28 protein-coding genes are annotated in these 25,745 nt (G+C 64.9%); 18 read left to right on the top strand and 10 right to left on the bottom strand.

Going from position 1 to position 25,745, the window contains the following annotated elements; genetic code table 11:
- Window positions 1-17: 17 nt before the first annotated feature.
- Window positions 18-2,216 carry a TonB-dependent receptor gene (locus tag ACZK1G_RS11770; RefSeq protein ID WP_233490761.1) on the bottom strand — a complete coding sequence of 733 codons (2,199 nt, stop codon included), beginning with the start codon at window positions 2,214-2,216 and terminating at the stop codon, window positions 18-20.
- A gap of 198 nt (window positions 2,217-2,414) precedes the next feature.
- On the opposite strand from ACZK1G_RS11770, the gene ACZK1G_RS11765 reads away from it, so the two are divergent.
- From ACZK1G_RS11765 to ACZK1G_RS11750, 4 genes are all read left to right on the top strand, one after another.
- Window positions 2,415-3,419 carry an extracellular catalytic domain type 1 short-chain-length polyhydroxyalkanoate depolymerase gene (locus ACZK1G_RS11765; RefSeq protein ID WP_049445131.1) on the top strand — a complete coding sequence of 335 codons (1,005 nt, stop codon included), beginning with the start codon at window positions 2,415-2,417 and terminating at the stop codon, window positions 3,417-3,419.
- 85 nt (window positions 3,420-3,504) lie between these two features.
- The gene (locus ACZK1G_RS11760; RefSeq protein WP_101765507.1) at window positions 3,505-3,861 is read left to right on the top strand and encodes an excalibur calcium-binding domain-containing protein; all 357 of its coding nucleotides are present in this window, start codon (window positions 3,505-3,507) and stop codon (window positions 3,859-3,861) included.
- Between the two features lie 135 nt (window positions 3,862-3,996).
- Window positions 3,997-4,812, top strand: coding sequence for a S1 family peptidase (locus tag ACZK1G_RS11755; protein ID WP_101766408.1), 816 nt, complete (start codon window positions 3,997-3,999; stop codon window positions 4,810-4,812).
- Between the two features lie 33 nt (window positions 4,813-4,845).
- Window positions 4,846-5,514: a hypothetical protein gene (locus tag ACZK1G_RS11750; protein ID WP_101765506.1), complete on the top strand. Its 669-nt coding sequence runs from the start codon at window positions 4,846-4,848 to the stop codon at window positions 5,512-5,514.
- Here ACZK1G_RS11750 and ACZK1G_RS11745 read toward each other — a convergent pair.
- Genes ACZK1G_RS11745 through msuE form a run of 3 tightly spaced genes read right to left on the bottom strand, consistent with a single transcriptional unit; the run spans window position 5,471 to window position 8,161 of the window.
- On the bottom strand, window positions 5,471-6,505 hold the full coding sequence (locus tag ACZK1G_RS11745) for a methionine synthase (RefSeq protein WP_049445137.1): 1,035 nt from the start codon (window positions 6,503-6,505) through the stop codon (window positions 5,471-5,473). The two genes, ACZK1G_RS11750 and ACZK1G_RS11745, sit on opposite strands and share 44 nt — an antisense overlap.
- A 39-nt stretch (window positions 6,506-6,544) precedes the next feature.
- The gene (locus tag ACZK1G_RS11740) at window positions 6,545-7,522 is read right to left on the bottom strand and encodes a DUF1852 domain-containing protein (RefSeq protein WP_101765505.1); all 978 of its coding nucleotides are present in this window, start codon (window positions 7,520-7,522) and stop codon (window positions 6,545-6,547) included.
- Window positions 7,523-7,579: 57 nt separating this feature from the next.
- Window positions 7,580-8,161 carry an FMN reductase gene (gene msuE / locus ACZK1G_RS11735; protein WP_101765504.1) on the bottom strand — a complete coding sequence of 194 codons (582 nt, stop codon included), beginning with the start codon at window positions 8,159-8,161 and terminating at the stop codon, window positions 7,580-7,582.
- 176 nt (window positions 8,162-8,337) lie between these two features.
- Here msuE and ACZK1G_RS11730 point away from each other — a divergent pair, with 176 nt between their 5' ends.
- Together ACZK1G_RS11730 and ACZK1G_RS11725 are read left to right on the top strand one after the other, a co-directional pair.
- On the top strand, window positions 8,338-9,252 hold the full coding sequence (locus ACZK1G_RS11730; RefSeq protein WP_101765503.1) for a LysR family transcriptional regulator: 915 nt from the start codon (window positions 8,338-8,340) through the stop codon (window positions 9,250-9,252).
- Window positions 9,252-10,121 (top strand): methylenetetrahydrofolate reductase, encoded by an 870-nt coding sequence (locus tag ACZK1G_RS11725; protein WP_049445144.1) that lies wholly within the window; start codon window positions 9,252-9,254, stop codon window positions 10,119-10,121. The genes ACZK1G_RS11730 and ACZK1G_RS11725 overlap by 1 nt, the downstream gene beginning before the upstream one ends.
- 30 nt (window positions 10,122-10,151) lie before the next feature.
- On the opposite strand, the gene ACZK1G_RS11720 is transcribed toward ACZK1G_RS11725, so the two are convergent.
- Window positions 10,152-10,430 (bottom strand): hypothetical protein, encoded by a 279-nt coding sequence (locus ACZK1G_RS11720; RefSeq protein ID WP_049445147.1) that lies wholly within the window; start codon window positions 10,428-10,430, stop codon window positions 10,152-10,154.
- 216 nt (window positions 10,431-10,646) lie between these two features.
- Between ACZK1G_RS11720 and ACZK1G_RS11715 the strand changes: the two genes are divergently transcribed.
- Both ACZK1G_RS11715 and ACZK1G_RS11710 read left to right on the top strand, forming a co-directional pair.
- The gene (locus ACZK1G_RS11715) at window positions 10,647-11,174 is read left to right on the top strand and encodes a DUF6622 family protein (RefSeq protein WP_049445150.1); all 528 of its coding nucleotides are present in this window, start codon (window positions 10,647-10,649) and stop codon (window positions 11,172-11,174) included.
- A 108-nt stretch (window positions 11,175-11,282) separates the two neighbouring features.
- Window positions 11,283-11,660: a hypothetical protein gene (locus ACZK1G_RS11710; protein ID WP_049445154.1), complete on the top strand. Its 378-nt coding sequence runs from the start codon at window positions 11,283-11,285 to the stop codon at window positions 11,658-11,660.
- A 190-nt stretch (window positions 11,661-11,850) separates the two neighbouring features.
- On the opposite strand, the gene ACZK1G_RS11705 is transcribed toward ACZK1G_RS11710, so the two are convergent.
- Complete coding sequence (locus ACZK1G_RS11705) at window positions 11,851-12,753, bottom strand: LysR family transcriptional regulator (RefSeq protein ID WP_101765502.1); 903 nt, start codon at window positions 12,751-12,753, stop codon at window positions 11,851-11,853.
- Between the two features lie 109 nt (window positions 12,754-12,862).
- Here ACZK1G_RS11705 and ACZK1G_RS11700 point away from each other — a divergent pair, with 109 nt between their 5' ends.
- From ACZK1G_RS11700 to ACZK1G_RS11680, 5 genes are all read left to right on the top strand, one after another.
- Window positions 12,863-13,984 carry a 4-oxalomesaconate tautomerase gene (locus ACZK1G_RS11700; RefSeq protein ID WP_049445158.1) on the top strand — a complete coding sequence of 374 codons (1,122 nt, stop codon included), beginning with the start codon at window positions 12,863-12,865 and terminating at the stop codon, window positions 13,982-13,984.
- 75 nt (window positions 13,985-14,059) lie between these two features.
- Window positions 14,060-15,118: an ABC transporter substrate-binding protein gene (locus ACZK1G_RS11695; protein ID WP_049445519.1), complete on the top strand. Its 1,059-nt coding sequence runs from the start codon at window positions 14,060-14,062 to the stop codon at window positions 15,116-15,118.
- Between the two features lie 14 nt (window positions 15,119-15,132).
- Window positions 15,133-15,966 (top strand): ABC transporter ATP-binding protein, encoded by an 834-nt coding sequence (locus ACZK1G_RS11690; RefSeq protein WP_049445162.1) that lies wholly within the window; start codon window positions 15,133-15,135, stop codon window positions 15,964-15,966.
- Window positions 15,950-16,726: an ABC transporter permease gene (locus tag ACZK1G_RS11685; protein ID WP_005409726.1), complete on the top strand. Its 777-nt coding sequence runs from the start codon at window positions 15,950-15,952 to the stop codon at window positions 16,724-16,726. The genes ACZK1G_RS11690 and ACZK1G_RS11685 overlap by 17 nt, the downstream gene beginning before the upstream one ends.
- 129 nt (window positions 16,727-16,855) lie before the next feature.
- Entirely contained in the window at window positions 16,856-18,289 is a 1,434-nt protein-coding gene (locus tag ACZK1G_RS11680; RefSeq protein ID WP_101765500.1) for an OprO/OprP family phosphate-selective porin, read from the top strand.
- 147 nt (window positions 18,290-18,436) lie between these two features.
- On the opposite strand, the gene ACZK1G_RS11675 is transcribed toward ACZK1G_RS11680, so the two are convergent.
- A complete protein-coding gene (locus tag ACZK1G_RS11675) occupies window positions 18,437-18,850 on the bottom strand; it encodes a fasciclin domain-containing protein (protein WP_320204377.1) in 414 nt (137 codons plus the stop codon).
- A 30-nt stretch (window positions 18,851-18,880) separates the two neighbouring features.
- On the opposite strand from ACZK1G_RS11675, the gene ACZK1G_RS11670 reads away from it, so the two are divergent.
- Together ACZK1G_RS11670 and ACZK1G_RS11665 are read left to right on the top strand one after the other, a co-directional pair.
- Window positions 18,881-19,306, top strand: coding sequence for a GFA family protein (locus ACZK1G_RS11670; RefSeq protein ID WP_101765499.1), 426 nt, complete (start codon window positions 18,881-18,883; stop codon window positions 19,304-19,306).
- 196 nt (window positions 19,307-19,502) lie between these two features.
- A complete protein-coding gene (locus ACZK1G_RS11665; protein WP_101765498.1) occupies window positions 19,503-20,696 on the top strand; it encodes a hypothetical protein in 1,194 nt (397 codons plus the stop codon).
- A 6-nt stretch (window positions 20,697-20,702) separates the two neighbouring features.
- Here the strand turns inward: ACZK1G_RS11665 and ACZK1G_RS11660 are convergent, their stop codons facing one another.
- Entirely contained in the window at window positions 20,703-21,095 is a 393-nt protein-coding gene (locus ACZK1G_RS11660; RefSeq protein WP_049445174.1) for a response regulator, read from the bottom strand.
- Window positions 21,096-21,259: 164 nt separating this feature from the next.
- On the opposite strand from ACZK1G_RS11660, the gene ACZK1G_RS11655 reads away from it, so the two are divergent.
- Together ACZK1G_RS11655 and ACZK1G_RS11650 are read left to right on the top strand one after the other, a co-directional pair.
- Window positions 21,260-21,739: a hypothetical protein gene (locus ACZK1G_RS11655; RefSeq protein ID WP_233490759.1), complete on the top strand. Its 480-nt coding sequence runs from the start codon at window positions 21,260-21,262 to the stop codon at window positions 21,737-21,739.
- A 69-nt stretch (window positions 21,740-21,808) separates the two neighbouring features.
- The gene (locus ACZK1G_RS11650; RefSeq protein ID WP_049445179.1) at window positions 21,809-22,570 is read left to right on the top strand and encodes a DUF72 domain-containing protein; all 762 of its coding nucleotides are present in this window, start codon (window positions 21,809-21,811) and stop codon (window positions 22,568-22,570) included.
- A 173-nt stretch (window positions 22,571-22,743) separates the two neighbouring features.
- Here the strand turns inward: ACZK1G_RS11650 and ACZK1G_RS11645 are convergent, their stop codons facing one another.
- Window positions 22,744-23,991, bottom strand: coding sequence for an arsenic transporter (locus ACZK1G_RS11645; RefSeq protein ID WP_101765497.1), 1,248 nt, complete (start codon window positions 23,989-23,991; stop codon window positions 22,744-22,746).
- Between the two features lie 275 nt (window positions 23,992-24,266).
- Window positions 24,267-24,683 (bottom strand): winged helix-turn-helix transcriptional regulator, encoded by a 417-nt coding sequence (locus tag ACZK1G_RS11640; protein ID WP_049445523.1) that lies wholly within the window; start codon window positions 24,681-24,683, stop codon window positions 24,267-24,269.
- A 94-nt stretch (window positions 24,684-24,777) separates the two neighbouring features.
- On the opposite strand from ACZK1G_RS11640, the gene ACZK1G_RS11635 reads away from it, so the two are divergent.
- Window positions 24,778-25,707, top strand: coding sequence for an aromatic alcohol reductase (locus ACZK1G_RS11635; RefSeq protein WP_049445182.1), 930 nt, complete (start codon window positions 24,778-24,780; stop codon window positions 25,705-25,707).
- Window positions 25,708-25,745 lie beyond the last annotated feature (38 nt).

Genomic DNA, 25,745 nt, shown 5'->3' with positions numbered 1-25,745 from the left:
AAATCGTAACGGGCACGCTAGAAATCGTAACGGACGCTGAGGCTATATTGGCGCGGCGGTCCATAGAAGCCAATCAGTGTGCCGACTGCCGGAATGTTGTAACCGGTGGTGCGGTATTCCTTGTCGGCCAGGTTGGTGCCCTGCAACGAGAGCGTCCAGGCATCATCCAGCCGCCAGATCACACCAGCATTCACCAGTCCGTAACCGCCCTGGCGGATCACCGGACTCAGGTCGGTGGTCGGCCACACATCGCTCTGGTAGCTGTAGCTCACCCGCGCCGACAGGTTGCTGCCGTTGGCCAGGTCGGTGCGGTATTCCACGTTCAGCGCCCCCGAGAATTCCGGTGCATTGGTGAACTTCATCTGCCGGGCCACGTTGATGCCGCGGTCCATGTACTCGTCGTACTTCGTGTCCAGCCAGGCCAGGTTGCCGGAAATCAACCAGTGCTGGCTGGGCAGGTACTGGTATTCGACTTCCACGCCCTTGATGGTGCCGGCGCCGGCATTGGTGAAATCACCGAAGAACGAGTCATCGATGCCGTCGCCATTGGTATCCAGGCCGGTGAACACCGACAGCTGGATGTCCTTGTACTTGTTGTAGAAGGCCGACAGGTTCAGGAACAGCCGCTGGTCGAGGAAGGCCATCTTGCTGCCGACCTCGTAGCTGTCCACGGTCTCGTCATCGAACGGCTCGGCCGAGCGGGGCACCGCCACCGCGTTGGCGCGGATGTTGTAGCCGCCGGACTTGAAGCCACGCGTGGCCAGCCCGTAGACCATGATGTCCGGGGTGATCTGGTAGTCCAACGAGACCTTGGGCGAGACGTTCTTGAAATTGGTCTTCTTGTCGAAGTCCGCGGTCACCGCCACCGGCCGGCTGAAACCCGGGTCGGCGTAGAGGCGGTTCAGCACGATCGCGCGCTTGTCTTCATCGGTGTAGCGGGCGCCCACGTCCAGCTTCAGCCTGCTGGTCAGGTCGAAGGTCCAGTCCGCATACAGCGCGATGCTGTCGGTCAGCACCTTGCCCTGGTTGTCGGCGAACTGCGCGCTGAAGTAGTTGTTCTGGATCTGCCCACCGGCCTCGCCGCTGAACTGGTACAGGCCCACCACGCCGCGCACCCGGCCCCCGGCATCGTAGTTCAGCTGCACCTCGTTGCTGACCTGGTTGTCGTTGTAGGTGCCGCTCACGTCGGCCAGCTTGACCGGCGTGGTGTCGAAATCGATGTTGGCTTCACTGTCCGATTCGCGCTTGGCCACCACGTACTTCACTGCGATGTCGTCGTTCGGCCGCCAGTTCACCGTGGCCGACGCGCCCTTGGTTTCCACGTTGTTGAGGTTGCGCATGCCCGAGCGGATGTCATATCGGCTGTCCATCGGCGGGTAGGCGCGCAGGAACGGGTTGGGCGCCAGCATCTTCGAGCCGCGCATGCCCGACTGGTCATCGATCCAGTCCAGAGCGAACTGCACATCGAAGTCATCGCCCGCATACGCCCCCAGGTTCAGGCGCGCCGCGTTGATCTGCTTGTCGCTGACCGGCTGGCCATTGAAGGTGTTCTCGCCGAAGCCGTCGTGGTTCATGCTGGCCACCGCCACGCGTGCTCGCAGGCCACTGTCGGCGCCGCCGATCGGGCCACCGATCGCCGCCTTCGCGTCCAACTGGCTGTAGTTGCCCACGGTGATCTGGGCGAAGCCCTCGGTCTGGGTGGGCAGGCCGCGCGAGATGTACTTGATCGCACCACCAATGGTGTTCTTGCCGTACAGCGTGCCCTGCGGGCCGCGCAGCACCTCGATGCGCGAAACATCAAACACATCCAGCAGCGCGCCCTGCGGGCGGGCGATATAGACGTCATCCAGGTAGATGCCCACGCCCGGATCGGCACCCCAGGTCGGGTCGGACTGGCCGACGCCGCGGATGTAGGCGGTGACCGTGCTGCTGGCGCCGCGCGCCGCATAGATGGTCAGGTTGGGCACCTGCCCATCCAGGTCGCTGATGTCCTGGACATTCATCCGGTCCAGCGCCTCGGAGGTGAACGCGGTGACCGCCACCGGCACTTCCTGCAGGGTTTCTTCGCGCTTGCGCGCGGTGACCTTGATGCTGTCCAGGTTGGTGGGTGATGCATTCCTGCCCACGGTCGCCGCCCCCTGCGGCGCGTCCTGTGCCAGTACCGGGCCAGACGCCAGCAGCGCGCCGATCATCAGGCTCAGACAATTCCGTTTCATTCGATCCTCCCCAGGGCATATCCATTGCAGATGGCCCGATGCCACCTCTGCAGCCAAGGCTAGCGGTGTCATCGGGCAGCGGCGAGTGGACCTAGGTCCAGTCGGCAGCCGCCACCGGATGCGGATACTGGGCTCGCCCCCAGCCGGACGCGTTCCCCGGTACTCCTTCATCCACGACTCACCCATGAGGATCTGGTCATGAAATCCGGAATCGATTCGATCAAAGCGATGGCGCTGGTGCTGTGCACCTGGCTGGCAACGGCGGGCAGCGCGCTTGCCGCAGGCCCGGCAGGGCATTGGGATATCGGCCTGTACGGCAACCTGTTCGGCGCCCGCGAATACCAGGTCTGGGTGCCGGCCGGCTACGACGCGACCCAGCCGCTGCCGCTGCTGCTGGTGCTGCATGGCTGTGTGACCGGCCCGAACCTGATGGGCGAGGCGTCCGGCTTCAATGAGGTCGCCGACAGCGAGGGTTTCATCGTGGTGTATCCGCGCCAGAACGTCACCTCCAATCCCGCACGCTGCTGGAACTGGCAGCTGCCGATCAACCAGGCGCGCGACAGTGGCGAGCCCTCACTGCTGGCCGGCATCGTGGACAAGGTGAAAGCCAGCTACAGCATTGATCCGCACCGGGTCTATGTAACCGGCATTTCTGCCGGCGGTGCGATGACCTCGATCATGCTGGCCTGCTACTCGAATGTGTTCGCTGCCGGCGCCATCCACTCCGGTGGCATGTTCAAGGGCGCGACCACCATTTCCGGCAGTGCCTACGCGTTGTTGGCCGGCAGCATCTACTCACCGGACAGCAACGGTCGGCTGGCCTGGCAGTGCTCGGGTTCGCCTTCGCCGCGCCCGCTGCCGGTGCTGGTGTTCCATGGCAGCGCCGACCTCACCGTCAACCCGGTGAACGGTGAGCAGGCGGTGCGCCAGTTCCTGCAGACCAACGACCTGGCTGACGATGGCCTGGACAACGATTCGGTGAAGTACGTGCCGACCAGCACCTATCACGGCCAGGTGCCGGGCGGACGTGCGTATACGGTGGACACCTACGCCTACGGTGGCAGGACGCTGGTGCAGCACTATGTGGTGCAGGGGATGGGGCATGCGTGGAGTGGCAGCCAGTCGGGCCTGCCGTTCACCGATCCGAAGGGCCCCGATGCCACGCTGATCACCTGGTTGTTCCTGAAGGACTACCAGCGCTGAGTGGCAGCTACTGCAGCGTCAAGCCTGTCGGTCGAGACACCATGCTAGCCTTCCCCTTGGCAGGATTGCCTGACAGGGGGAAGGCATGGATACCGGACGCCGGGATTCCATCGTATTGGCTGCATCCGGGATGCTCGCACTGGCGCTGTCCGCCAATGCGCTCGCGCATCCGGGCGGCCTCGACAAGCAGGGTTGCCACACCAACCGGAAAACGGGTGACTATCACTGCCATCGAGGCGCCCCAGCCGCACCTCGCTACGTCGACACCCCGCGCAGCAGTTTCGCCCCCGGTTCTGCGCGCAGCTCCGGGGTGTTTGCCAACTGTGCGGAGGCCCGCGCCGCCGGGGCTGCGCCGGTACGACGGGGTGATCCGGGGTATGGCCCGCACCTCGATCGTGACAATGACGGCGTGGGCTGCGAACCCTATCGGGGCCGCAGGTAGGGCACGGACCGCCCGGTTTCAACTCCCGTTTCCGCGCATTCGTCGGTCTCCGCCAGGGCTTGGTCGCACAATCTCCCCGTATGGCAGAGCCATGCCCTAGGCTGTTGTGATTGAACTGCAGGGATGAAAGCAATCATGAAGCGCTGGATTTTCCTGGCATTGGCCACGCTCCCGTTCGCTGCCGGTGCCGTGGTCATCCGCGATGATGTTGACGATGCCAGGTACCAGATCGACGCATCGGTGTTCCCGGCACTGGCGGACATGCCAGGCGAGGGGCACGGCGTCCTGATCGCACCGCGCTGGGTGCTGACCGCAGCGCATGCCGCACCGATGGAGGGGATGGGCGCCACCATCACCATCGATGGGAAGGGCTACGGCGTCGAGCGTGTTTTCCTGCACCCCGGCTACCGGAGGATGCCCGAGGCGCTGGGCAGGGAAGCGATGGCAACGGGGAGTGCGTCGAAAATCCACGCGTTTCTGGCGGCGTCGGATGACATCGCACTGATCAGACTTGCCACGCCGGTGAGCGATGTGCCGCCGGTGGCGCTTTATCGTGGCGGCGCCGAGGTTACCCAGATCGCCGCCTTGATCGGGAAGGGCGCTACCGGCAACGGTGCGACTGGACTGGTGCCGGGCGGGCCGCATCGTACGACGCTGCGGCGGGCCTACAACGCGATTACCGGCGGCAACGCGCGCTATCTCTGGTACCGGTTCGATCCGCCTCCGCAGGGCCTGCCCCTTGAAGGCGTGCTCGGCAACGGCGACAGCGGCGGCCCGCTGCTGATCAAGAAAGATGGGGCCTGGCAGCTGGTGGGCCTCGGTTCCTGGATCACCGCCGTGCCCGAGCATGCGCTGGAAGCGGGCTTCTACGGGCAGGTGGTCTACAACGTGCGCGTGTCCCGCTACATCGACTGGATCGAAAGCCTGGTCGACCGTGACGCGTCACATTAATGGTTGTTTTCAAAGGTAGCCAGCACGCGTGCAATGTCGATCGCATGCGGCGATCTTGAACAATTCATCTCCCCGCGAGGGAGTGCGTTTGCATTCTCATCCCATGCGACGGCCGATCGTATGCTTCCGGCCATGCATTCCTCCTTCGATCTTCCCGCGTACATGACCGTCACCCGGCCCTCCGGCTGGGTGCAGAGCGGCGAGCGCTGGGACCTGTGGTGGAACGGGCGCTCGGTGGCCAACATCGTGCCGCACGCCGTGCTTGGCTTCCGGGTGTACCTGGACGCACGCAAGATGTCCCAGACCAAGGTGGTGGCCGCCACGAATGTGCGACAGGCCAGGCGCTACGCAGAACGCTGGTGTGCTGCACGGCTCTGCCCGCAGCTGCGGCTGCGCGAGGCAGTGGCGCGCCTGGTGGACGTAGCGCCGGAGGCGAGCGCTGCGCCGTCGCCGGCACTTTCGGCGGAGCAACGGCAGCAGGCCCGCCGCCTGGCCGAGGCCGGGGCAGGGGAGGTGGCACGGATCAAGCAGGCGCTGGCACCGCGACTGCCCGCGACGGAGGCCAGGCCGGAGCTGCAGGCGCGAGGCGGAACCTGGTCGATACCCGGCCAGGCGCCGTCAAGCCGCCATTCGAACGGCAATGCCTCCTCTGCCGGGGTTATGCCGAGAGTTCCTCGCGCACGATCCTCGCCCCTTCGCTGAGCGCGCGCAGCTTGCCCCTGGCCACGTCGCGCGCCAGCGGCGCCATGCCGCAGTTGGTGCTCGGGTAGAGCTTGTCGGCGTCCACGAACTGCAGCGCCTTGCGCAGGGTGCTGGCTACTTCATCGGCGGTCTCCACCGTGCTGGAGGCCACGTCGATGGCACCGACCATCACTTTCTTGCCGCGCACCAGCTCGATCAGGTCGATCGGCACGTGGGAGTTGTGGCATTCCAGCGAGATGATGTCGATGTTGGAGGCCTGCAGCTTCGGGAACGACTCCTCGTACTGGCGCCATTCCGACCCCAGCGTCTGCTTCCAGTCGGTGTTGGCCTTGATGCCGTAGCCGTAGCAGATGTGCACGGCGGTCTCGCACTTCAGTCCTTCGATCGCACGCTCCAGTGCGGCTACGCCCCAATCATTCACTTCGTCGAAGAATACGTTGAAGGCGGGCTCGTCGAACTGGATGATGTCCACGCCTGCAGCCTCCAGCTCCTTCGCTTCCTCGTTGAGGATCTTCGCGAATTCCCAGGCCAGCTTTTCGCGGCTCTTGTAGTGCGCGTCGTACAGCGTGTCGATCATCGTCATCGGGCCGGGCAGCGCCCACTTGATCGGCCGCGTGGTCTGGCGGCGCAGGAACTTCGCATCCTCGACGAACACCGGCCTGGGGCGACTCACGGCGCCGACCACGGTCGGCACGCTGGCATCGTAGCGGTTGCGGATGCGCACGGTTTCGCGCTTCTCGAAGTCGACGCCGCTGAGGTGCTCGATGAAGGTGGTGACGAAGTGCTGGCGGGTCTGCTCGCCGTCACTGACGATATCGATGCCGGCATGCTGCTGTTCCTGCAGGGACAGGCGCAGGGCGTCCTGCTTGCCCTCGATCAGGCCTTCGTCCTGCAGTTTCCAGGGCGACCAGAGCTTCTCGGGCTCTGCCAGCCAGGAGGGTTTGGGCAGGCTGCCTGCGGTGGAGGTGGGGAGCAGCGTCTTCGTCGGCATTGTGTGGTGTGTCCTGGGGGCGAATGGAAAATCGATGGATCAGCGGGCGGCCCACTGCTCAAGCACGGCGCGGTATGGCTTGATGAAGTGTTCTTCGGTGAACCGGCCCTGCTTGACCGCCAGCTGGCTGCGCTCTTCGCGGTCGTAGACGATGCGGGTGGAGGAGTAATCCTGGTGCTTCAGGCTGGGCTGGTAGACCTTGCCGGCCACGGAATTGGCGTTGTAGATCTCCGGGCGGTAGATCTTCTGGAAGGCTTCCATCGTGCTGATGGTGCCGATCAGTTCCAGGTTCGAGTAATCACCCAGCAGGTCGCCCTGGAAGTAGAAGGCCAGCGGCGCGACGCTGCCCGGCGGCATGAAATAGCGCACCTGCAGGCCCATCTTGTCGAAGTACTGGTCGGTGGGGGAGAACTCACCCTGGCGGTACTCCACGCCCAGGATGGGGTGATGGTTCTCGGTGCGGTGGTAGGTCTTGCTGCTGGAAACGCTGATGCAGATCACCGGCCCCTTGCTGAAGTTGGCGCGGTAGGCGTCCGAGCGCAGGAAGTGCTGGAACAGCTTGCCGTGCAGGTCGCCAAAGCCTTCCGGAATGCCGAAGGTGGCCTTGCCCTCGTTGCTGGCCGGCAGCACTACGCTGAAGTCGTAGTCACGTACGTAGGACGAGAAGTTGTTGCCAACGATGCCCTCGCTGCGCACGCCGGTCTGCGTGTCGACGATGGTCGGCCGCAGCACTTCGATCAACGGGAACGGATCGCTGCCGTCGTCGCCGTCGATGTGCATCTCCACCGAGATGATGTCCAGCTCGACCGCATAGCGGTCCGCGCTCGGGTTGTCCCAATGCGCCAGGCCGTTGAAGCGGTTGTTGATCATGCTGATCGTGTTGCGCAGGTTCTCCTGCCGGGACGCACCGCGGGCCAGGTTGGCGAAATTGGTGGTGATGCGCGTGCCCTCGGCCGGCTGGTAGTCCTCGTTGAAAGGGATGCGCGTGATGCTGAAGGTGAAGGTGTCGGTCGTCATGGGCGGCGTTCCGGTTTGCTGGGTGGCATCCGAATGCAGGGTGCTGGCATCCGGTATTCAGAGAGTTGCGGCGGTCTCGGCGATGGCGGGCGCAGCGCGATGGGACAGGGCAAGCAAGGGCATTGCCCGCTGCACGGCCAGTCGCGCACGTTGGATCAGTGCCTCGTTGTGCACGCGGCCCTCGGCGAAATCGCGATCGGTTGCGTACACGCCCAGGGGCAGGGTGCGGGCCTGGAAGAAGCTGAAGAGCGGCCGCAGCTGATGGTCGATCACCAGCGCGTGGCGCTCGCTGCCGCCGGTGGCGGCCAGCAGGATCGGGGTATCGATCAGCGCATCCTGGTCGATGAAATCGAAGAAGTGCTTGAACAGGCCGGTGTAGGAGCCGCGGTAGACCGGCGTGGCCACCACCAGTACGTCGGCCTGTTCGACAGCGACCAACTGCCGCTCGACCGCCTCGGGCAGCTGCGAGCGCCACAGCGCACCGGCCAGCTGTGGCGCAAGCTCACCGAGCTCGATCAGCTGCTGCTCGCAATGGACGTCTTCGCCGATCAGGCCCAGCAGATGCTCGGCCAGGGTGGCGGCCCGGGAGGGGCGTTGCAGTCCACCGGAAACGGCGACGATACGGAGGGGGCGGGTCATCTGTTCGCTTTCAGCAGGGGAGGGGCTGCTTCGGCGCAATCTGCGGGGGCGCAGTCCTGCGGGCCGGCTGGATCAGCAGGCTGTCAGGCAACCGAAGGCATGACCCGATCCTAGCCATGCCCTTCCATGACGTAAAATGGTATTACTTCACCAATCCATGAATGAGATTCATCGTCATGCTGGAACGGATCCACCTCAGCATCGTGCAGCAGGTCGAACAGCAGGGCTCGCTCACCGCGGCCGCCGGCGTGCTCAACCTGACCCAGTCGGCGCTCAGCCACAGCATGAAAAAGCTGGAACAGCAGCTCGGCACCGATGTCTGGCTGCGCGAAGGCCGCAGCCTGCGGCTTACCCAGGCCGGGCAGTACCTGCTGGCGGTCGCCAACCGGGTGCTGCCGCAGCTGGACCTGGCCGAGGAGCGGCTGGGCCAGTTCGCGCAGGGCGAGCGTGGCGCGCTGCGCATCGGCATGGAGTGCCACCCGTGCTACCAGTGGCTGCTGAAGATCGTCTCGCCGTACCTGGCCGCCTGGCCGGACGTGGATGTGGACGTCAAGCAGAAGTTCCAGTTCGGCGGCATCGGCGCATTGTTCGGCTACGAGATCGACCTGCTGGTCACGCCCGATCCACTGCTGAAGCCGGGCCTGAAGTTCATCCCGGTGTTCGACTACGAGCAGGTGCTGGTGGTCGCCAGCAACCACGCCCTGGCCAAGGTGGACCACGTAAAGCCGCGCCAGCTCAGCCAGGAAGTGCTGATCAGCTACCCGGTGCCGTTCGAGCGCCTGGACATCTACAACCAGTTCCTGCTGCCCGCCGGCATCACGCCGCGGCGCCACAAGGCCATTGAAACCACCGACATCATGATGCAGATGGTGGCCAGCGGCCGCGGCGTGGCTGCCATGCCGCGCTGGCTGGTACAGGAGTACGCCACGCGCATGGACGTGGTGCCCGTACGGCTGGGCGCCAAGGGCATCCCCAAGCAGATCTATCTGGGTGCGCGCGAGGCCGATACCGGTATCGACTACCTGCAGGCCTTCATCGAACTGGCCCGCAACAGCTCGCCGCTTGCCGGCAATGCACGCGAGGCGCGCTGATGCCGGCCGGTACCTCATCGCAGGCGGACGCCTTCATCAACGCCTTTTCACTGGAAGTCAGCGCGAAGGCCATGCCGGCACTACGTGCCGAGGCGGCCCGCATACCGCGCGGCACGGTCATCTCCCTTCCCTGGCTGGCCAGCGAGGACGACGACGCACGCTTGGTTGCCGCGCGCATGGTGCGCGAGCTCGGCTTCGAGCCGATGCCGCATCTCTCTGCCCGCCGCATCGGCTCGCACGCAGCGCTTGAGCGCTTTCTGGAGCGCGCCGCCAGCGAAGCCGGCGTCACCCGCTGCCTGCTGGTCGCGGGCGACCTGGCCACACCCGCCGGGCCGTTTGCCGACAGTGCTTCGATCATCCAGACCGGTCTTCTGGAGCACTTCGGGATCAAGGTCGTTGGTATCGGCGGGCACCCGGAAGGCCACCCGGTGATGAGCGCTGACGACCGCTGGCAGGTGCTTGGGCGTAAATGTCAGGCCATCGAAGCACGCGGCATGGCCCCCTTGATCGTCACCCAGTTCGCGTTCGATGCCGATACCGTGCTGGCCTGGCTGGATGCATTGCGCGCGCGTGACATCTCGGTTCCGGTGCTAGTCGGCGTGCCGGGGCCGGCCAGCATCACCCGGCTGCTGCGCTACGCCGCGATGTGCGGCGTGGGTGCCAGTGCATCGATGCTGGCCAGGTATGGCATCTCGATCGGCCGGCTGCTCGGCACGGCGGGGCCGGAGGTGTTCGTCGATTGCCTGGTGAAGGGGCTGACGGGCGCCCATGGCCCGATCAGCCCGCATTTCTTCCCGTTCGGCGGAATTGCGCCATCGCTGGAGTGGATCGCGCAGTACCAGCGGCGCGTTCGCGGCTCCGGCCGCTGATCCGTATCGATGGCTGTGCTGCCGGGCCTGTCAGCCCGGCAGTTCGCACTTCATCCTGCCGTCCACGTAGTACGGCTTGGGTACGTTCGGGTTCGGGCTGGTCTTCTCGAAGACCACCTCGAACGAGGCGGCATCGGGCGAGCCCTTGCGCTCGGTGCACTCGTCCTGCAGCTTCTTCTTGACCGCAGTGATGCCGGCATCGCGGTTGGCGCCCTCGGCGCTGTTGGTCAGGTTCACGGTCTCGGCCAAGGCCAAAGGGCTCAGCGCAAGCAGGCCGCCGGTCAGCATCAGGGTATGCAGCTTCGTCATGGTTGGTACCTGGCAGGTCTCCAATGAGGCCCCCAGCATAGGGCCGGGCCGTTAACGGTGTGTGCCCGCCGGGGTGAGGGGAGGGCGCGCAACGCCCCCGTAATCCGCGATGGCTGACAGCTGTCACTGGCTGCAACCCGGGCGGACGCGAATAGTGAGCGCCAAGGCGAGGGCACCTCGCCACCACTCAGCCACCACTCACCAAGGGGACCGCTCATGAACATGCTCCAGCAACTCGCCGCGCAGACGCCGATCTGGGTCTGGCTGCTCCTGGCCTTCCTGATCACCCGCGGCATCGCCGCCATGAAGCCGGGGGAGACCTCGCTGCAGAAGCTGGCGATCGTGCCCGCCCTGTTCGCCGTATGGGGTGCGTGGTCGATCAGCCATCGCTTCGGCACGTCGCTGAGCGCCTGGGGTGAATGGCTGGCCGGCATCACTGCGGGTGCCGCACTGGGCTGGCTGCTGCTGAATCGGCTGAAGCTGACGCTGGACAGCTGCACCGGCAAGCTCTGGCGCAACGCGGACTTCAGCCTGCTGCCGCTGCTGCTGGTCACCTTCTTGGTGAAGTACGGCTTCGAAGTCGCATTTGCGGTGTCGCCGTCGCTGACCGCCAATGCTGGCTTCAGTGCCGCCTACCTGCTGTTGGCGGGCGGATTCACCGGCATCTTCGTCGGCAAGTACTGCCGGTACCTGGCCTCGCTGCGGATGGGTGCGGCAGGCAAGGGGCTCGAAACCGCAGGCTGATCGCCCGGGTAGTGCCGGCCGCTGGCCGGCTCCGCCATGCAGGGTTGTGCGGGGCTGGAGCAGGCATCACGATGCCCGCCACTGGCCATCATCGGAAACGCTCACGTCATGAAGCCCACATCCTGGTTCTGGATCAACGTGGCCAGTCACTTCGGCATCGTCGCAGCCCTGGCCTGGCTGCCCGCACGGTGGACGGGGCAACTGGTGGAGGCTCTGGCCGTGACTCAGCCGGCTATCGGCGAAACCCAGCATCTGGCCCTCATTGGCTCCGTTTTCGGCTTCTGCGTGACCGCACTGATCCTGATGGGGGCGCTGACAGTCACCGGCGAACTCCTCGGTTTCTCCAGGCCCTATGCGCGGCGACCGGAACCCCAGAACCAAGCGCAGGTCGTCCACCGGAAGGTGCTGTTGACTGCCTTCGCCACGCTCTCGTGGGTGGCTGTGGGATCGCTCGCAGGTATTGCGTCGATCTTCGCTGTTTCGTGATGAAAGGCGGCCCCGTCAGCGCCCAGCGCGCCGGAACAAGTATCCGGTCGAGAACGGGCAGGACCTGCTCACCCTCGACATCTTCGGATACGCAGACTGAAGCGCCGCGATGGCATTGACGTCGCGCGCCTCTGCCGAGACATGCTTGGCTGGGGTTCGGACAGCACAGGTGCGTGAGACGCGCGCTTGCTCATACCTCCCCGCGCCACTGGCTCATCAGCATCTGAAGAAATCGCTCGGCCGTGGGCGAGAGCAGGGCGCCCCGTCGGCGGACGATGCCGATCGTGCGCGACACGACCGGGTTGCCGATCGCGCGTGTCACCAGGGTGGGGTGATCCCCGTCCGGCGTGGCCATCTTCGGCAGCACCGACACGCCGATACCGGCCTCGACCATGCCCAGTGACGTCGACAGGTGCGTCACTTCATAGTGCCAGCTCAGCTTGAGGTTCTCGCGCGCCAGCGCGCCGTCCAGCAGCGTGCGGTTGCCGCTGGTGCGATGCACGGTGATCAGCTGGTGCTCGGCCAGATCAGCCCATTCCACTTTGCGCTTGCGGGCCAGCGGATGATCGCGCCGGCAAGCGAGGACGAAGGGGTCCTCGGCCAGCACGTCGAAATCGAGATTCGGATCGTTGGCGCCCATGAAGTTGATGCCGAACTCGACTTCGCCACGCTCCACTGCCTGCAGACCCTCCGTGGCCGGGATATCCAGGATGCGGAAGCGCACGTTCGGGTGCGCTTCGTGGAAACGCGCCATCACACTGGGCAGGAAGTAGAACGCCGCCGTCGGCAGGCACGCGATGGTGACGGTGGCGCCGCGGGTGTCGTCCCGGCCGCGCAGTGAGAACAGCGAGCCATCGAATTCCTCCAGCATGCGCCGCACCAATGGCAGCAGGTTCTCGCCGACAGCGGTGGTGCTGACGCTACGCGTGGTGCGCTCCAGCAATGGCGAACCCACGGCCTGCTCCAGTTTCTGTATCCGTCGGCTGAGCGCCGGCTGGGAGACGTGCAGGATTTCCGCGGCGCGATGGAAGCTGCGCGTCTCCGAGACCAGCAGGAAGGCGCGTAGATCCAGGATTTCGCAATTGATGCTCATTGGGTATCAATCATCCAAAAATCAGCAATTCACAGATCAATTGAGGCCATGCCAGTATCGAATCACAGAGGGGTCATTCATCTCCTATACGCATCAATCTAGCACACGTATGTCCAACGATCTGCTCAGCATTCCCTGCGTACTCATGCGCGGTGGCACCTCCAAAGGCCCGTTCTTCCTGGCCAGCGACCTTCCTATGGACATCGCTGAACGCGATCGCCTGCTGCTGGAAGTGATGGGCTCGGGCCATCCGCTGCAGATCGACGGCATCGGCGGTGGCAACGCGCTGACCAGCAAGGTGGCGATCATCGACCGTTCGAGCAGGGCGGACGCCGACGTGGATTACCTGTTCGCCCAAGTACGGGTGGAGCAGCAGGTGGTGGATACCTCGCCCAACTGCGGCAACATGCTGGCGGCCGTGGGCCCGTATGCCATCGAGCGTGGGCTGGTGCAGGCGCAGGATCCGCAGACTGAAGTGCGCATCCACAACGTCAACACCGGCAAGCTGATCATCGCCACGGTGGAAACGCCGGGCGGCCATGTGGTCTACCGCGGTGATACGCGCATTGCCGGCGCGCCGGGCTCGGCCGCGCCGGTCAGGCTCTCCTTCCTTGATGCCGCAGGTGCCCGCACCGGCAAGCTGCTGCCCAGTGGCCACGCGCAGGAAACCATCAATGGCGTGCCGGTCAGCCTGGTGGACTGTGCCATGCCGATGATGCTGGTGCGTGCCGAAGACCTGGGCGTGCACGGGGATGCCTCGCCCGCCGAACTGAACGCGGACGCCGCGTTCATGCGCCGGCTGGAAGCGCTGCGCATCGAGGCGGGCGCCCGCATGGGCATCGCCGACGCCGGCAACAAGGTTATCCCCAAGCCGGTGCTGCTGTCGGCGCCGCAACACGGCGGCGATCTGCAGGTGCGCTACTTCATGCCGCACCAATGCCACACCGCACTGGCGATCACCGGCGCCGTCGGCCTGGCCACCGCCGCCGTCACGCCGGGCACGCTGGCCCACACTTTGGTCGGATGCCTGTCCGTTCCCGGCCGCATTACCCTCGAACATCCGAGCGGGGCCCTGGAGGTGGGCCTCAGTCGCAGTTCGGGCGATGCGCCGGTGATTGCCAGCGTGGTCCGCACCGCGCGCCGCCTGTTCGACGGCCGGGTATATGCAACCTCGCCCGCGCCCGCCCGGGCCAGTACCACCCAAGACCGCCAATGGACGTCAGCGGCATGATCTGAAACCGGCCGGGTCGGCACAGGCGTGCCTGCCCGCCACCACAACGTAGATGCTTCACTCCTGGGAGGGATGATGTACAAGCAGTTCCTGATGGCCGCGCTGTGCGCGGCCGGCCTGGCCGCGGCCGGGTGCAGCAACAGCGGCCGCGCCGAAGGTACGGCCACAGGCAGCGCTGACACCGCACCGGTGCGCATCAGCGTCGGCTCCTACAACCTCAACAACCTGCCGTTCTTCATTGCCGACGCCAAGGGCTATTTCAAGGACGTCGGCCTCGACGTGAAGACCGAGAACTTCGCCCAGGGTGGCTCCAAGGTGCTGCAGGCACTGGTGGCCAACTCCACCGACGTGGCGGTGGGCTTCTACGACCACACCATCCAGATGCAGGCCAAAGGCAAGGACGTGGTTGCCTTCGTGCTGCTCTCGCGCAACTCCGGCCTGGTGATGGCGGGGCGCGAGGACGCCACCTTCGATCCAGCACGCCCGGAGACCATCAAAGGCCAGAAGGTGGGCATCACCGCGCCGGGCTCCTCGTCCGACTTCTTCGTCCGTCACTTCCTCGCACAACACGCTATTCCGGTCGACAGCATCTCGCTGATCGGCGTCGGCTCGGGCGCCGCAGCGGTGGCCGCGCTCGAGCAGGGCAAGATCGACCTGCTGGTCAACTACGACCCGGCCGCCACCCTGATCACCGAACGCAAGGTCGGCAGGATCCTGCTCGACGCGCGCAGCGACGACGGCGCCCGCCAGGTCTATGGCGGCCTGTACCCGACCTCGGTGATGTATGCCAACCAGAGCTTCCTGGAAAAGCGTCCCGAAGCGGCCGAGAAGATCGCCCGCGCCGAGCAGATGGCCTTGAAGTTCATCGCCGACAACAGTGCCGAAGAGATCGTGGCGGCGCTGCCGGACAGCTACGTCTCTGGCGACCGTGCCACTTATGCGCGCGCAGTGGAGAACGCCCGCGCGATCTTCACCCGCGACGGTCACTTCACGCCGGCCGACCTGGAAACGCCGTTGAAGGTGCTGCGCGAGTTCAACACGGATGTGGCCAAGGCCAACATCGATCTGTCCAGGACCTACACCAATGCCTTCGTCGAGCGTGCCAACGCTGCGACGCCGGCTGCCCAACCGTAAGCGGAGGTAACCCCATGGCCCTCAATGCCACCGTGCGCCAGCTCAATGGCGCACCGCAGCTGGAGCCTGCACAGACCATGGTCGCCATCGACAAGGTGACCATGTCCTTCGGCGAATTCACCGCCGTACGCGATGTCGACATCCAGGTGGGTGACGGCGAGTTCCTCGCCATCGTCGGCCCTACAGGCTGTGGCAAGAGCACCATCCTCAATTCCGTGGCGGGCCTGCTGAAGCCGTCTTCCGGACAGGTCAAGATCGACGGCCGTACGGTCAGCGGCGTGCAGGAATCGGTGGGTTACCTGTTCCAGCAGGATGCACTGCTACCGTGGAAGACCGCATTCCAGAACGTCGAGCTCGGCCTGCGCTTCCGTGGCGTGCCCGAAGCAGAGCGCAAGGCCAAGGCCAATGCGTGGCTGGCCAAGGTCGGCCTGGCGGGCTTCGAGCATCGCTATCCGCACCAGTTGTCCGGTGGCCAGCGCAAGCGCGTGCAGATGGCGCAGGCGCTGATCGTTGAGCCGAAGGTGATCCTCATGGATGAGCCGTTCTCGGCGCTGGACATCCATACCCGCCACCTCATGCAGAACGAACTGCTGCGGTTGTGGCAGGAAGACCGGCGCTCGGTGATCCTGATCACCCACGACCTTGAAGAAGCGATCGCCCTCGGTGACCGCGTGGTCGTACTGTCCTCCGGCCCGGCCAGCCGGGTCGTGCGCAGTTTCGATGTGGATCTGGAACGGCCGCGCAATGTGGCCGAAATCAAGCTGGATGACCGTTTCACCGACCTGTACCGCGATATCTGGGCCTGCCTGCGCGGCGAAGTGGAGAAGAGCTATGCACGCCAAGACTGACAAGTTCATCCAGCTGGCCCTGGTGGTCGCCGTGTTCGGTGGCTGGGAAGGCGGCATCGCGCTGGGCGTGATCGACCCGTTCTTCTTCCCGTCGCCGACAGCGATCGTGCAGCAGGCCTGGACCTGGCTGTCGGATACCTCGTTCTACCAGCACGTGTACATCACGCTGACCGAAACCGCGCTGGGCTACATCATCGGCACTGGCCTGGGTGTGGCTGGCGGCGTGTGGTTGGGCCTGAGCCGACGCTCGGCGCGCATCCTGGATCCCTTCATCAAGGGCTTCAACGCGATTCCGCGCGTGGTGCTGGCGCCGATCTTCGTGCTGTGGCTGGGCCTGGGGCTGTGGTCGAAGGTGGCGCTGGCGGTCACGCTGGTGTTCTTCACCACGTTCTTCAACGCCATGCAGGGCGTGCGTGAGGTGAACCCGGTGGTGCTGGCCAATGCCCGCATCCTGGGGGCGAGCCGTAGCGACCTGCTGCGCCACGTCTACTTCCCGGCAGCGGCGAGCTGGATCCTTTCGTCGCTGCGTACCTCGGTCGGCTTCGCGGTGGTCGGCGCGATCATCGGTGAGTACCTCGGCGCCTCGGCGGGCCTGGGCTACCTGATCGCGCAGGCAGAAGGCAACTTCAACGCTGTGGGTGTATTCGCCGGCATCATCATCCTGGCCGCCTTCGTGCTGGTCATCGACGCCCTGCTGGACGTGGTCGAGAACAAGCTGATCACATGGCGCCCCAACGCCCAGGCACAGGCCACCAGCTGACCGGGTTGGGCTGAGCCCGCCTGACGCGCCGCCGGGCCGACCCGGCGGCGCCGCATCCTCCTGATCTTCCCCCGCACCACCGCAACGGGCCAGCGCCAGGCCAGGGGGCCGGCTGGCCGGAGAGAGCCCATGAACCCTCCCACCGTGCTGCCGATGGCAGCGCTGTCGGTCGCGCTCGGCCTGCTGTTGGCCAGCGGCCATGCCGACGCACAATCCACGTCCTCGCTTCCCGCGCCGCTGAGCCAGGCCGAGCTGTCACGCCTGGTGCAGCAGCAGGCGCTGCAGATCCAGCAGCTGGAAGCCCGCCTCCGCGCCGTGGAGGGCGGGCAGGGCAGTGCGGCCGCACCGCCCACGCCGCCCGCGCCTGCACTGGAGACGCGGGTGGCCGCACTGGAGTCCAGCCATTCCAAGCTGCCGAAGGTCTCCTGGGTCAAAGGTGCACCGGAGTTCAGCAGTGCCGACGGCACTACGGTGTTCCGTCCCCGCGGCCGCCTGTTCGTCGATGCCTCCAGCACCGACGGTTCGGCGGTCGCCGGCCGCAACGTTTCGGGTACCGAAATCCGTTCGGTGCGCCTCGGGGCCGAGGGGCGCTACGGCACCCTGGGCTGGGTGGTGGAGGGCGACTTCGCCGACAACGCGGTGGCGTGGAAGTCGGTCTATGCCACGCTGGACCACACGCTGTTCGGCGTGCCGGCCGATCTCACGGTCGGCAACCGCTTGAACGATCGCGGTATCGATGGCTCAAGCAGCACCTCCAACACGCCGTTCCAGGAACGCAACGTGGTCGGCACGCTGCTGCTGCCGCAGCGCGGCCTGTTTGGTGTCGGGCTCACCGAGCGAGTGTATGGAAAGGGCTGGCATGCCAGCCTGTCGGTGGCCGGCAACGATCTCAACAACGCGGGCACCGACAACGACAGCCAGACCTGGGCCACGCGCGTCCATTGGAATCCGCTGGACACCTCGGGCGCTACAGTGCATCTGGGCGCATGGGCCTTCCACGAGAAGATCCCCGCTGGGGCCAACGGCGTGGTGCGCAGTTCGGCCATTGCGGGGCATTTCAACGATCTGGTCAAGATCACGCCAGGCACGCTCCTGGGCGCCGAGCGCAGCACCGCCTACGGCGTGGAACTGGCGGGCTTCTTCGGCCCTGCATGGGCCACTGGCGAATGGGGTACGCGCAGCCTGCGGGGCAGCGATGCCAGCGGTCGCTATGACCGCGATCACGAAGCGTGGGCGATCTCGGCCGGCTGGTTCCTGGCGGGCGCGCAACCGTCCTACGCGGGCAAGACGGGTACCTGGGGGAAGGTGAAGGTCGCCGATCCAGTGACGCGCGGCGGCGGCGGCGCATGGGAGCTGAAGGGCCGCTACGAGGACGTGGACTACGCCGAGCTGCCCAGTGGCAGTACTGGCTACGCGTGGACGCTGGGAGCGAACTGGTACCTCAACGACTTCAGCCGGGTGATGTTCGAGGCGGTCCGCTGGCAGGCGCGCAACCGCAACGGCGCCGGAGAGGGTAGGGACGAAGGCACCACCTTCAATACCCGCCTGCAGGTGGCCTTCTAGCCGCCTGGGGTAGCCAGCGTTCGGCGTTGCGCTGGCCCTGGCCTGCTTGAAATGCAGGGAGATTGGCCAGGGATTGCGCTCCGGCCATCTCCGGGTGGCCCAGACTCCGACGCGGGGCAGTGTTGTGATGTCCCGCGCCGGACACGGCTACTTCGGCATCAGCACGGTGTCGATGACGTGGATAACGCCGTTGGACTGACCAACATCGGCGATGCTGATCCCGGCCTTGCCGCCCTTGGCATCCACAACCCACAGCTTGCCGTCATGAAGCGTCACGGTAAGCGGTTCGCCCTGGACCGTCTTCAGGGTGGCCTTTCCGCCGTGCTTCCTGGCGTCTGCGATGAGTTGGGCCGAGCTGAAGTTGCCCGGGACCACGTGATAGGTCAGGATCCTGGTCAGCTGCGCCTTGTTTTCCGGCTTTACAAGGGTGTCAACCGTGCCCGGGGAAAGCTTGTTGAAGGCTGCATTGGTGGGGGCGAATACGGTGAAGGGTCCCGCTCCGTTGGATGGCGCTGTTCGGCATGCCGATGCCGGTACTTCGACTGGTCGGAACAGTACAATCCGGAGTCGTCCACTCCTTGCTGGCCCATCATGTCGATTCGAGTAGCGTGTCTGTGTGGGAAGGTTGCCATGGATCTGCACGGGCAACCGGTAGCGCGCGCCAACTGCCACTGCGCATCCTGCAGGGACTTCTACGGTGTGGCGATGTTCTCCGCAACGGCATGGGAGCCCGCCTCCGTCCAGATGGAAGCCTCCGAAGTGCGGACGTTCAGTCATCCCGAAAAGCAGTTGAAGAAGGCGTTCTGTGCCCATTGCGGTGAGGTTGTGTTTGGTACCAACCGGCTGGGTATGCACGTTGTTCCCAATGCGATGCTCCACCGCGGCGGCGAAGGGGATTCGCATCTGGCGTGGTCTCCCACAATGCACCTCTACTATCGCCAGCGGGTGGTTGATGTTCTGGATGAGCTGCCGAAGTATCTTGACGGCTGGGATGGCGCGCTCTACTCACCGGAATGACTGAGCAGGTGCAGAAGTGCCTGACTCCGCCCAGCACGACTATCCGTGGGCGCCTGCCGACGTCGGCGGGTCCAGGACGTTAAGCGGCTCAGTCCGCGCTGTTGCGGCCGATTGTGGCTGCCTACAACCAACGGCACAGGTGCCGCTGGTTGAGTCGCCCTAGCATCATCAGCACACTTCCTACAGGAACCTGCGAATGAACGCATGGGTTCTCGGCGCCATTCTCATCTGCTTGCCGTTGCGAGCACTCGCTGTCCCCAACGCAGCCGAAGCGCCGCCGACGCGTGTAATCGTGTTGGGGGTCGATCATGCGGCCCAGCTGGTTTCGCCCAATGACAGCCCAGCAACACTGGCTGCCTTTCTGGATCGTACGAAGCCCGCCGCCATTTGTGTTGAGCGATCGCCGGAAGCTTTTGCCCGGCACAGCTATTACGAGTTCACTTACGAGATCCAGGATGTGATCGTTCCTTTCGCGCGCGCGAGGGGCATAGCCTTGTGTCCTGTGGACTGGGCGCCGCCAGCAGAAGACGCCAGACTTGGATTTGGCCTGGACCTGGAATCCATTCCCGAAGTGCGCCCAGACAAAGGATTCCAAGCCTTCCTCGTGTTCCCGAAGCCAGTCCAGCTGACCAGGGACATCTTCCATGCAGATACTCCATCCAATCTTGCCAACATCCACGAGTGGGCAACCACTGCCGCAAAGCGGGCTGGAGACGACCTCCCACGACGGCTGTACCTTTATCGCACCTACCTGCAGGCCAAGCGCCTGGTTGCGGCAGCCAGGGCGTACGCCGGGGAGACCGTTGTCCTGGTTGTAGGCGAGTTTCACAAGCGCGATATCGAGGCCATTCTCTCGGACGACGCCAGCATTGAAATCGTACAACCCAGCGCGATAGGCAGGCCAACAAAGACACAGGAAACGAAGGCGAACAGCAATGCCTATCGGCATGCAATTGCCAGCTTCAATCTTCTGGGCGTGCAGGCAGAAACCGGCAATATTGACTACGCATTCGTGGAGGAATCGGTGTCTGGGCTGGTCGGTTCCGCACCGCGTGCTGAAACCGAATTGTATCGGACGCGACTGGATCTGCTTCGCAAGCGTATCAGCCCTGAAGAAGCCATCCTGCGGTATCAACGTATTGCAGCTTCCGCCGAAGACGCGCGATTCAGTTGGACGGGGGTGCAGGACCACGACCGCGTCGACTCCTACTTTGACCCCTTCGGAAACCTTACCGTGCGACAACGAGCGCTGCTGGAAAGTGCGCGCGAATGCGGAGCGGTCGGTCGCAAGGACGAGGTTGACAGGGTCTTCGACACCATTTCCAGCGAGCTCCCCCCGGCAAAGGCCCGTCAGTTCGGCGCGTACTTCTCTCGATACATCCGCGCTTGATTCCAGTCAGTGTCCGGTCGAAGAAGGGCAAACGCCTTCTATCGCCCGTTTAACCGCTCGTTGCAACTGGTCGATGTGAAACGGCTTGGCTACGAAAGCCGCGCGCCGGTGGCGCTGCGGCACCAGCTGGTCATACACCGCAGAAACGAAGAGATAAGGGATGCCGAGTTCGGCCAAGCGATCGGCAACCGGAAAGACAACGCCATCGCGAAGCTCCACATCCAGCACGGCGCCATCGAACGATTGTCTTTCCAGTAGGGCCATCGCATCAAACACACTGTAGGCGTGGGTCACCTGGCCACCTTCGTCTTCGAGCGCGCGCTCCATGAGGGCGGCAAGGTCGAATTGGTCCTCCACCAGCAGCAGGTTGCATCTGCGCTGGCTCATATCGCGTTGCATGCGCGCATGCCTGTGTTGCCTCGGGAGCTGCAGTGTGTGCCGTGCCGCATCAATGCCGTGAGTGCGGAGCGTCAGCCCGGCGCGAAGCCACTGACGTGCCGTCAACGCTGTCGGTGGATCGTGGAGAGCGCCCGGGATTTCTTGACGGCATTTTGGCGGGGGGCATGGATACTGCCGCCATCTTCGGCACTGGAGCTTCTGTCATGCATCGACCTGGAACCGATCCTGCTTCACCGCGTGTGCTCCGTGTCGAATGCATGCCCCTGGACCGTGGTGGGGCCGCCGTCGTGGTAGAGCTGGATCGCACGCCTGAACGCGCGTGGATGAAGTCGCTGAAGCGGGCGTTGCACTCTGATGAGATGCTGGATGGCGTGCAGGTCAAGTTCGATGGCCGTTTTGTCTATGTCGTGGGGGTTGAGGTCGGCCTGCACCGGGCGCAGCACCGGGTGATGCGGTGCCTCCTGGGCCTTGAAACAGTGGCCAGCACGGTCTGTTCACAGCCGCGGATGGCCGGTAGTTCCAGCTTCGCGATCGATCCAGGCCGAGGCCGGATGCAGCGCCCTGCGGCGGTGGATGTGCAGCGGGTCGACGCAGCGGCTTCCCGGGAAGGTCGCGACCTCCCAATGGACGGGCTCTGTGCGTAACGCATCGACATGCGCAACCGGTGCGCCGCAGTGAGCAGGTCAGTGGCAGGCGGAGGATACGGTCGGCAGGTGCCTGGCGCTGCGGGCCCACCTTGGCCGATACGCATCGGTTGCGCCGGCTGGTCGCTGTCCCGGTCGGAGCAGGTGGACTTCGGGGAGGGTGACAGCGTGCTTCAGCGCTACGCCACCCGCCTGCCCATGGTCGAGATCAACTCCTCGTTCTATCGCCTGCACGTGGCCGGCACGTACGCACGGTGGGCTGCAAGCGTGCCAGAATACTTCCGTTTTGCAGTGAAGATGCCGCGCTCGATCAGCCATGAACAACGGCTTCGCGATGCAATGCAGCCGCTGGAGCAGTTCCTCGCTGGCGTGCGGGCGCTGGGCAAGAAGCTTGGGCCGCTGTTGCTCCAGTTGCCCCCCAGCCTGGCATACGACCGGGCGACGACGGAGCGCTTTCTGCAGGGCCTGCGTGCACGTAGCGAGCTCGATGTGGCCTGTGAGCCACGCCATCCCAGTTGGTTCACTACGGAAGTGGATGCTCTGCTGAGCGCCCATCGTGTCGCACGGGTTGCGGCGGATCCAGCGCGGGTGCCGGGCGCTGCGATTCCAGGCGGAGACCGCACGTGGAGCTATTGGCGCTGGCACGGGCAGCCGCAGATCTATCGCAGCGCCTACAGTGAACAGGTCCTGGCAGGCCTGGCCCGGGAGCTGCAGCTCGAATCGGATGCGCGACGATCAGTCTGGTTCGTGCTGGACAACACCGCGCTGGGGCACGCCGCCCGCAACGCCCTGCGCCTGCAGGCCCTGCTGCAGCAGGGCCTGCAGGCCTGAGCCCCCCCCCATCGTCCTGCTGCGCGGGGCTGCGAGCCCTTCTATGAATTCCGCGGGGATCAGCGGAACGGTGCGCAATTGGACCATCGCGGGGCATTTCAACAATCTGGTGAAAGACACGCCGTGCCTACCGTCAGCTGGCCTTCCAGGACCAGGCGCGGCCGGCATTCTGGTCACAGCAACAGCAGCGCCGCGATCAACGCAGGTGGCATCACCAGCGCGCCGATACGCATGAAGCCGAGCGCGCTCACATGCTCGCCTTCGCGACGCAACGCCACCAGCCACAGCATCGTGGCCAACGAGCCGGTCACCGACAGGTTGGGCCCCAGGTCCACGCCGATCAGCAGCGCGGCGCGGGTCTGTGCAGGCAGTTCAGCCATCTGGCCCAGCGAACCGGCCCCCAGGCCCACCGGCAGATTGTTGGCGATGTTGCTGAGCAACGCAGCCACGCCTCCAGCCAGCCAGCTGGCCTGGTGCGGCGACGCCTTCGCCAGCGCCTGGAGCGCGCCGGCCGCACTCTGGATGACGCCGGTCTGGGCCACTGCTTCCACCAGCACGAACAGTCCGGCCACCAGCGGCAACACGCCCCAGGAGACATGCCGCAGCAGCGGCAGCGGACTACAACGCTGGCGTATCACCACCACCGCCACGCTCAGCGCGCCGGCGCAGAAGGTGGCCAGGCCCAGGGGTCCGTTCAGCGCGGACGTCACCAGCAGTACGCTGCCAGTGAACAGCACGCCCAGCGCGCTCAGTCGGCCGCCCTCGGTCAGCGGGCGATGCTCCGGCGCAGCGACCAGCGGCTGCGCGATCTCGCGCCGGTGCACCCAGCGCAGCACCAGATAGGTGGCGCCGATCGCAGCCAGCGAGGGCAGCGCGAACTGTGCCAGCCACTGCAGCAGCGGCGGCATGTGCTGGCCGTACACCACCAGGTTGGCCGGGTTGGAGATGGGCAGCACGAAGCTGGCCGCATTGGCGATGAATGCGCAGACGAAGAGATAGGGCAGGGGATTGGCGCGGGCCGCCTTGCAGGCAGCGTAGACCGCCGGCGTCAGCACCACGGCCGTTGCATCGTTGGAAAGAAACACCGTCACCAGCGTGCCGACCAGAAACACCAGGTCGAACAGGCGCCGCCCTGAGCCTCGCGCATGCCGGACTGCATACAGCGCCAGCCAGTCGAACAGGCCTTCGCGCCGGGCCAGCTCGGCCAGCGCCATCATGCCGACCAGGAACAAATAGACATCCCGCCCCTCGGTCACCGCGTGCCAGGCAGTGCCGAATGACATCGTGCCACTGAGCGGAAGCAATGCCGCCGCGCCGAGCGCCCATACGTACTCCGGGATGCGGAACGGACGGATCAGCAGGCCGACGGTGGCGACGGCCACCGCCGTCCAGATGATCAGGGAAGAATGGGAAGCGAGCATGGGGTAGGGATGTGCGTGGTGCCGTCCATCGCGCCCCTCGCCGGCTCTGCGGCGAGTGCGGTCAGCGTGCTGGCACCCGCTGCGAACAGTGCAGGTGCCGGGGTTGCGGCATCATACCGTGCTGGCTGCCCAGCGAATGCCAGGGCGCGGCGCGTTCCGTGACGGTCGTGCCAGGGCATGCACAGCGGCGGGTTGCGCCTTCCATGTTACGGTCAAGCGACACCTCCCGTTGCTTCCCGTTCTACCGCGCATTTTTCGACTTCCCGCAGATCGGGTCAGTCAGAGGACACATTGCGATGGTCGTCATCGAAACGCTCCCGACAGCATCGGAATTCCTCAGCGTGCCCCACGACCCAGGTCCACATCGGGATCATCAGAACCAGCAGCTCCTTGCCCAACGGAGTGATGCTGTACTCCACGCGGGGCGGCACCTCGCGAAAGTCCTGCCTGTGGATCAGCCCGTCCCTTTCCAGCTGTCTGAGGGTACGTGTCAGCATGCGCTGGGTGATTCCCTTCATGCGCCGCGCCACATCGGCGTGACGCAGTGTTCCGTAAACACCCAAGGCATGAATGATTCCCAGGGACCAGCGGCTGCCTGCATGCGCAAGAACCTCACGGCGCAGGCCATCATCGTCCGCGCTCATGCCGTCGCATATCGCTTGTGAATGCCGCAGAAGCTCTTCGGAGCTCATGAACGGTGCGATCGGTATCATCGGTGTGCCTTCTTACGTGGCGATATGGGAGGGAGCAGAATCGCCGCCATCGTACACACACATGGTGGTTTGAATGTCTTCCCCGAATGATTCCCGCTCGATCCTGGTGCTGGGTGCCGGCGAGCTCGGAATGCCCGTCATTCGCAACCTTGCACGATTGGCTGGGATGCATGATGCACGCATCAGCGTGATGCTGAGAGAAGCCTCGATAGAATCCGTGCTTCCGGAGAAGCGCGCTGTAATTGATGAAATACGCTCTTTGGGAGTGACCATCGAGCCAGGCGACCTGGTGGCTTCCACGATCGACCAACTGGCCGTGCTCTTCTCCAGGTATGACACCGTGATCGGTTGCACCGGCTACGCCGCTGGCCGCGACACACCCATGAAGGTAGCGCGCGCCGCCGTGAAGTCAGGTATCGGCAGGTACTTCCCTTGGCAGTTCGGGGTCGACTTTGACGCCATTGGACGCGGTGGACCGCAGGATCTGTTCGATGCCCAGCTCGACGTACGCGACTATCTGCGCTCGCAGTCCGCAATGGACTGGGTCGTCATTTCCACCGGCATGTTCACCAGCTACCTCTTCGAGCCGGAGTTCGGGGTCATCGATCTTCCCGGCAGAAGGGTCAATGCACTGGGTACAGCCTCCAATGCGGTCACGCTGACGACACCTGAGGACATTGGAGCGATGACTGCACAGATCGTCTTCCACTTGCCCCCACTTCGGAACGAGATCGTCTATCTGGCGGGAGACACGGTCCGCTATGAGGAACTGCCTGCCATCCTGGAAGGCTATTTCGGCGCCCACTTCGAGCTTGCCGTCTGGGGGGTTCCTCAGTTGATGAAGGAGTTGGCCGATGATCCGACGAACATGATCAAGAAGTACCGCGCCGCCTTCGCCCAGGGCAGGGGCGTGTCCTGGGGCATGGATGGAACGTTCAATGCCAACGTTGGCGTGAAACTGGCGGGTGTGAACGACTGGCTGAAGGCCAATATAGAGGCCTGATGAACCATCCAGCGGTCATCGCGCTGAGGACCTGTGAC

The sequence above is a fragment of the Stenotrophomonas sp. 109824_Sma genome (assembly GCF_056480025.1).
This window is presented reverse-complemented; position numbering and strand designations above follow the sequence as displayed.

Excerpts from the sequence above, each read along its gene's own strand:
- ACZK1G_RS11690 (WP_049445162.1), top strand. The coding sequence starts at position 15,133 with ATGGCCCTCAATGCCACCGTGCGCCAGCTCAATGGCGCACCGCAGCTG.
- ACZK1G_RS11665 (WP_101765498.1), top strand. The coding sequence starts at position 19,503 with ATGAACGCATGGGTTCTCGGCGCCATTCTCATCTGCTTGCCGTTGCGA.
- ACZK1G_RS11730 (WP_101765503.1), top strand. The coding sequence starts at position 8,338 with ATGCTGGAACGGATCCACCTCAGCATCGTGCAGCAGGTCGAACAGCAG.
- msuE (WP_101765504.1), bottom strand. The coding sequence starts at position 8,161 with ATGACCCGCCCCCTCCGTATCGTCGCCGTTTCCGGTGGACTGCAACGC.
- ACZK1G_RS11640 (WP_049445523.1), bottom strand. The coding sequence starts at position 24,683 with ATGAGCTCCGAAGAGCTTCTGCGGCATTCACAAGCGATATGCGACGGC.
- ACZK1G_RS11715 (WP_049445150.1), top strand. The coding sequence starts at position 10,647 with ATGAACATGCTCCAGCAACTCGCCGCGCAGACGCCGATCTGGGTCTGG.
- ACZK1G_RS11740 (WP_101765505.1), bottom strand. The coding sequence starts at position 7,522 with ATGACGACCGACACCTTCACCTTCAGCATCACGCGCATCCCTTTCAAC.
- ACZK1G_RS11670 (WP_101765499.1), top strand. The coding sequence starts at position 18,881 with ATGTCGATTCGAGTAGCGTGTCTGTGTGGGAAGGTTGCCATGGATCTG.
- ACZK1G_RS11760 (WP_101765507.1), top strand. The coding sequence starts at position 3,505 with ATGGATACCGGACGCCGGGATTCCATCGTATTGGCTGCATCCGGGATG.
- ACZK1G_RS11750 (WP_101765506.1), top strand. The coding sequence starts at position 4,846 with ATGTCGATCGCATGCGGCGATCTTGAACAATTCATCTCCCCGCGAGGG.
- ACZK1G_RS11725 (WP_049445144.1), top strand. The coding sequence starts at position 9,252 with ATGCCGGCCGGTACCTCATCGCAGGCGGACGCCTTCATCAACGCCTTT.
- ACZK1G_RS11695 (WP_049445519.1), top strand. The coding sequence starts at position 14,060 with ATGTACAAGCAGTTCCTGATGGCCGCGCTGTGCGCGGCCGGCCTGGCC.
- ACZK1G_RS11680 (WP_101765500.1), top strand. The coding sequence starts at position 16,856 with ATGAACCCTCCCACCGTGCTGCCGATGGCAGCGCTGTCGGTCGCGCTC.
- ACZK1G_RS11710 (WP_049445154.1), top strand. The coding sequence starts at position 11,283 with ATGAAGCCCACATCCTGGTTCTGGATCAACGTGGCCAGTCACTTCGGC.
- ACZK1G_RS11645 (WP_101765497.1), bottom strand. The coding sequence starts at position 23,991 with ATGCTCGCTTCCCATTCTTCCCTGATCATCTGGACGGCGGTGGCCGTC.
- ACZK1G_RS11770 (WP_233490761.1), bottom strand. The coding sequence starts at position 2,216 with ATGAAACGGAATTGTCTGAGCCTGATGATCGGCGCGCTGCTGGCGTCT.
- ACZK1G_RS11765 (WP_049445131.1), top strand. The coding sequence starts at position 2,415 with ATGAAATCCGGAATCGATTCGATCAAAGCGATGGCGCTGGTGCTGTGC.
- ACZK1G_RS11705 (WP_101765502.1), bottom strand. The coding sequence starts at position 12,753 with ATGAGCATCAATTGCGAAATCCTGGATCTACGCGCCTTCCTGCTGGTC.
- ACZK1G_RS11720 (WP_049445147.1), bottom strand. The coding sequence starts at position 10,430 with ATGACGAAGCTGCATACCCTGATGCTGACCGGCGGCCTGCTTGCGCTG.
- ACZK1G_RS11655 (WP_233490759.1), top strand. The coding sequence starts at position 21,260 with ATGGATACTGCCGCCATCTTCGGCACTGGAGCTTCTGTCATGCATCGA.
- ACZK1G_RS11635 (WP_049445182.1), top strand. The coding sequence starts at position 24,778 with ATGTCTTCCCCGAATGATTCCCGCTCGATCCTGGTGCTGGGTGCCGGC.
- ACZK1G_RS11685 (WP_005409726.1), top strand. The coding sequence starts at position 15,950 with ATGCACGCCAAGACTGACAAGTTCATCCAGCTGGCCCTGGTGGTCGCC.
- ACZK1G_RS11700 (WP_049445158.1), top strand. The coding sequence starts at position 12,863 with ATGTCCAACGATCTGCTCAGCATTCCCTGCGTACTCATGCGCGGTGGC.
- ACZK1G_RS11660 (WP_049445174.1), bottom strand. The coding sequence starts at position 21,095 with ATGCAACGCGATATGAGCCAGCGCAGATGCAACCTGCTGCTGGTGGAG.
- ACZK1G_RS11745 (WP_049445137.1), bottom strand. The coding sequence starts at position 6,505 with ATGCCGACGAAGACGCTGCTCCCCACCTCCACCGCAGGCAGCCTGCCC.
- ACZK1G_RS11755 (WP_101766408.1), top strand. The coding sequence starts at position 3,997 with ATGAAGCGCTGGATTTTCCTGGCATTGGCCACGCTCCCGTTCGCTGCC.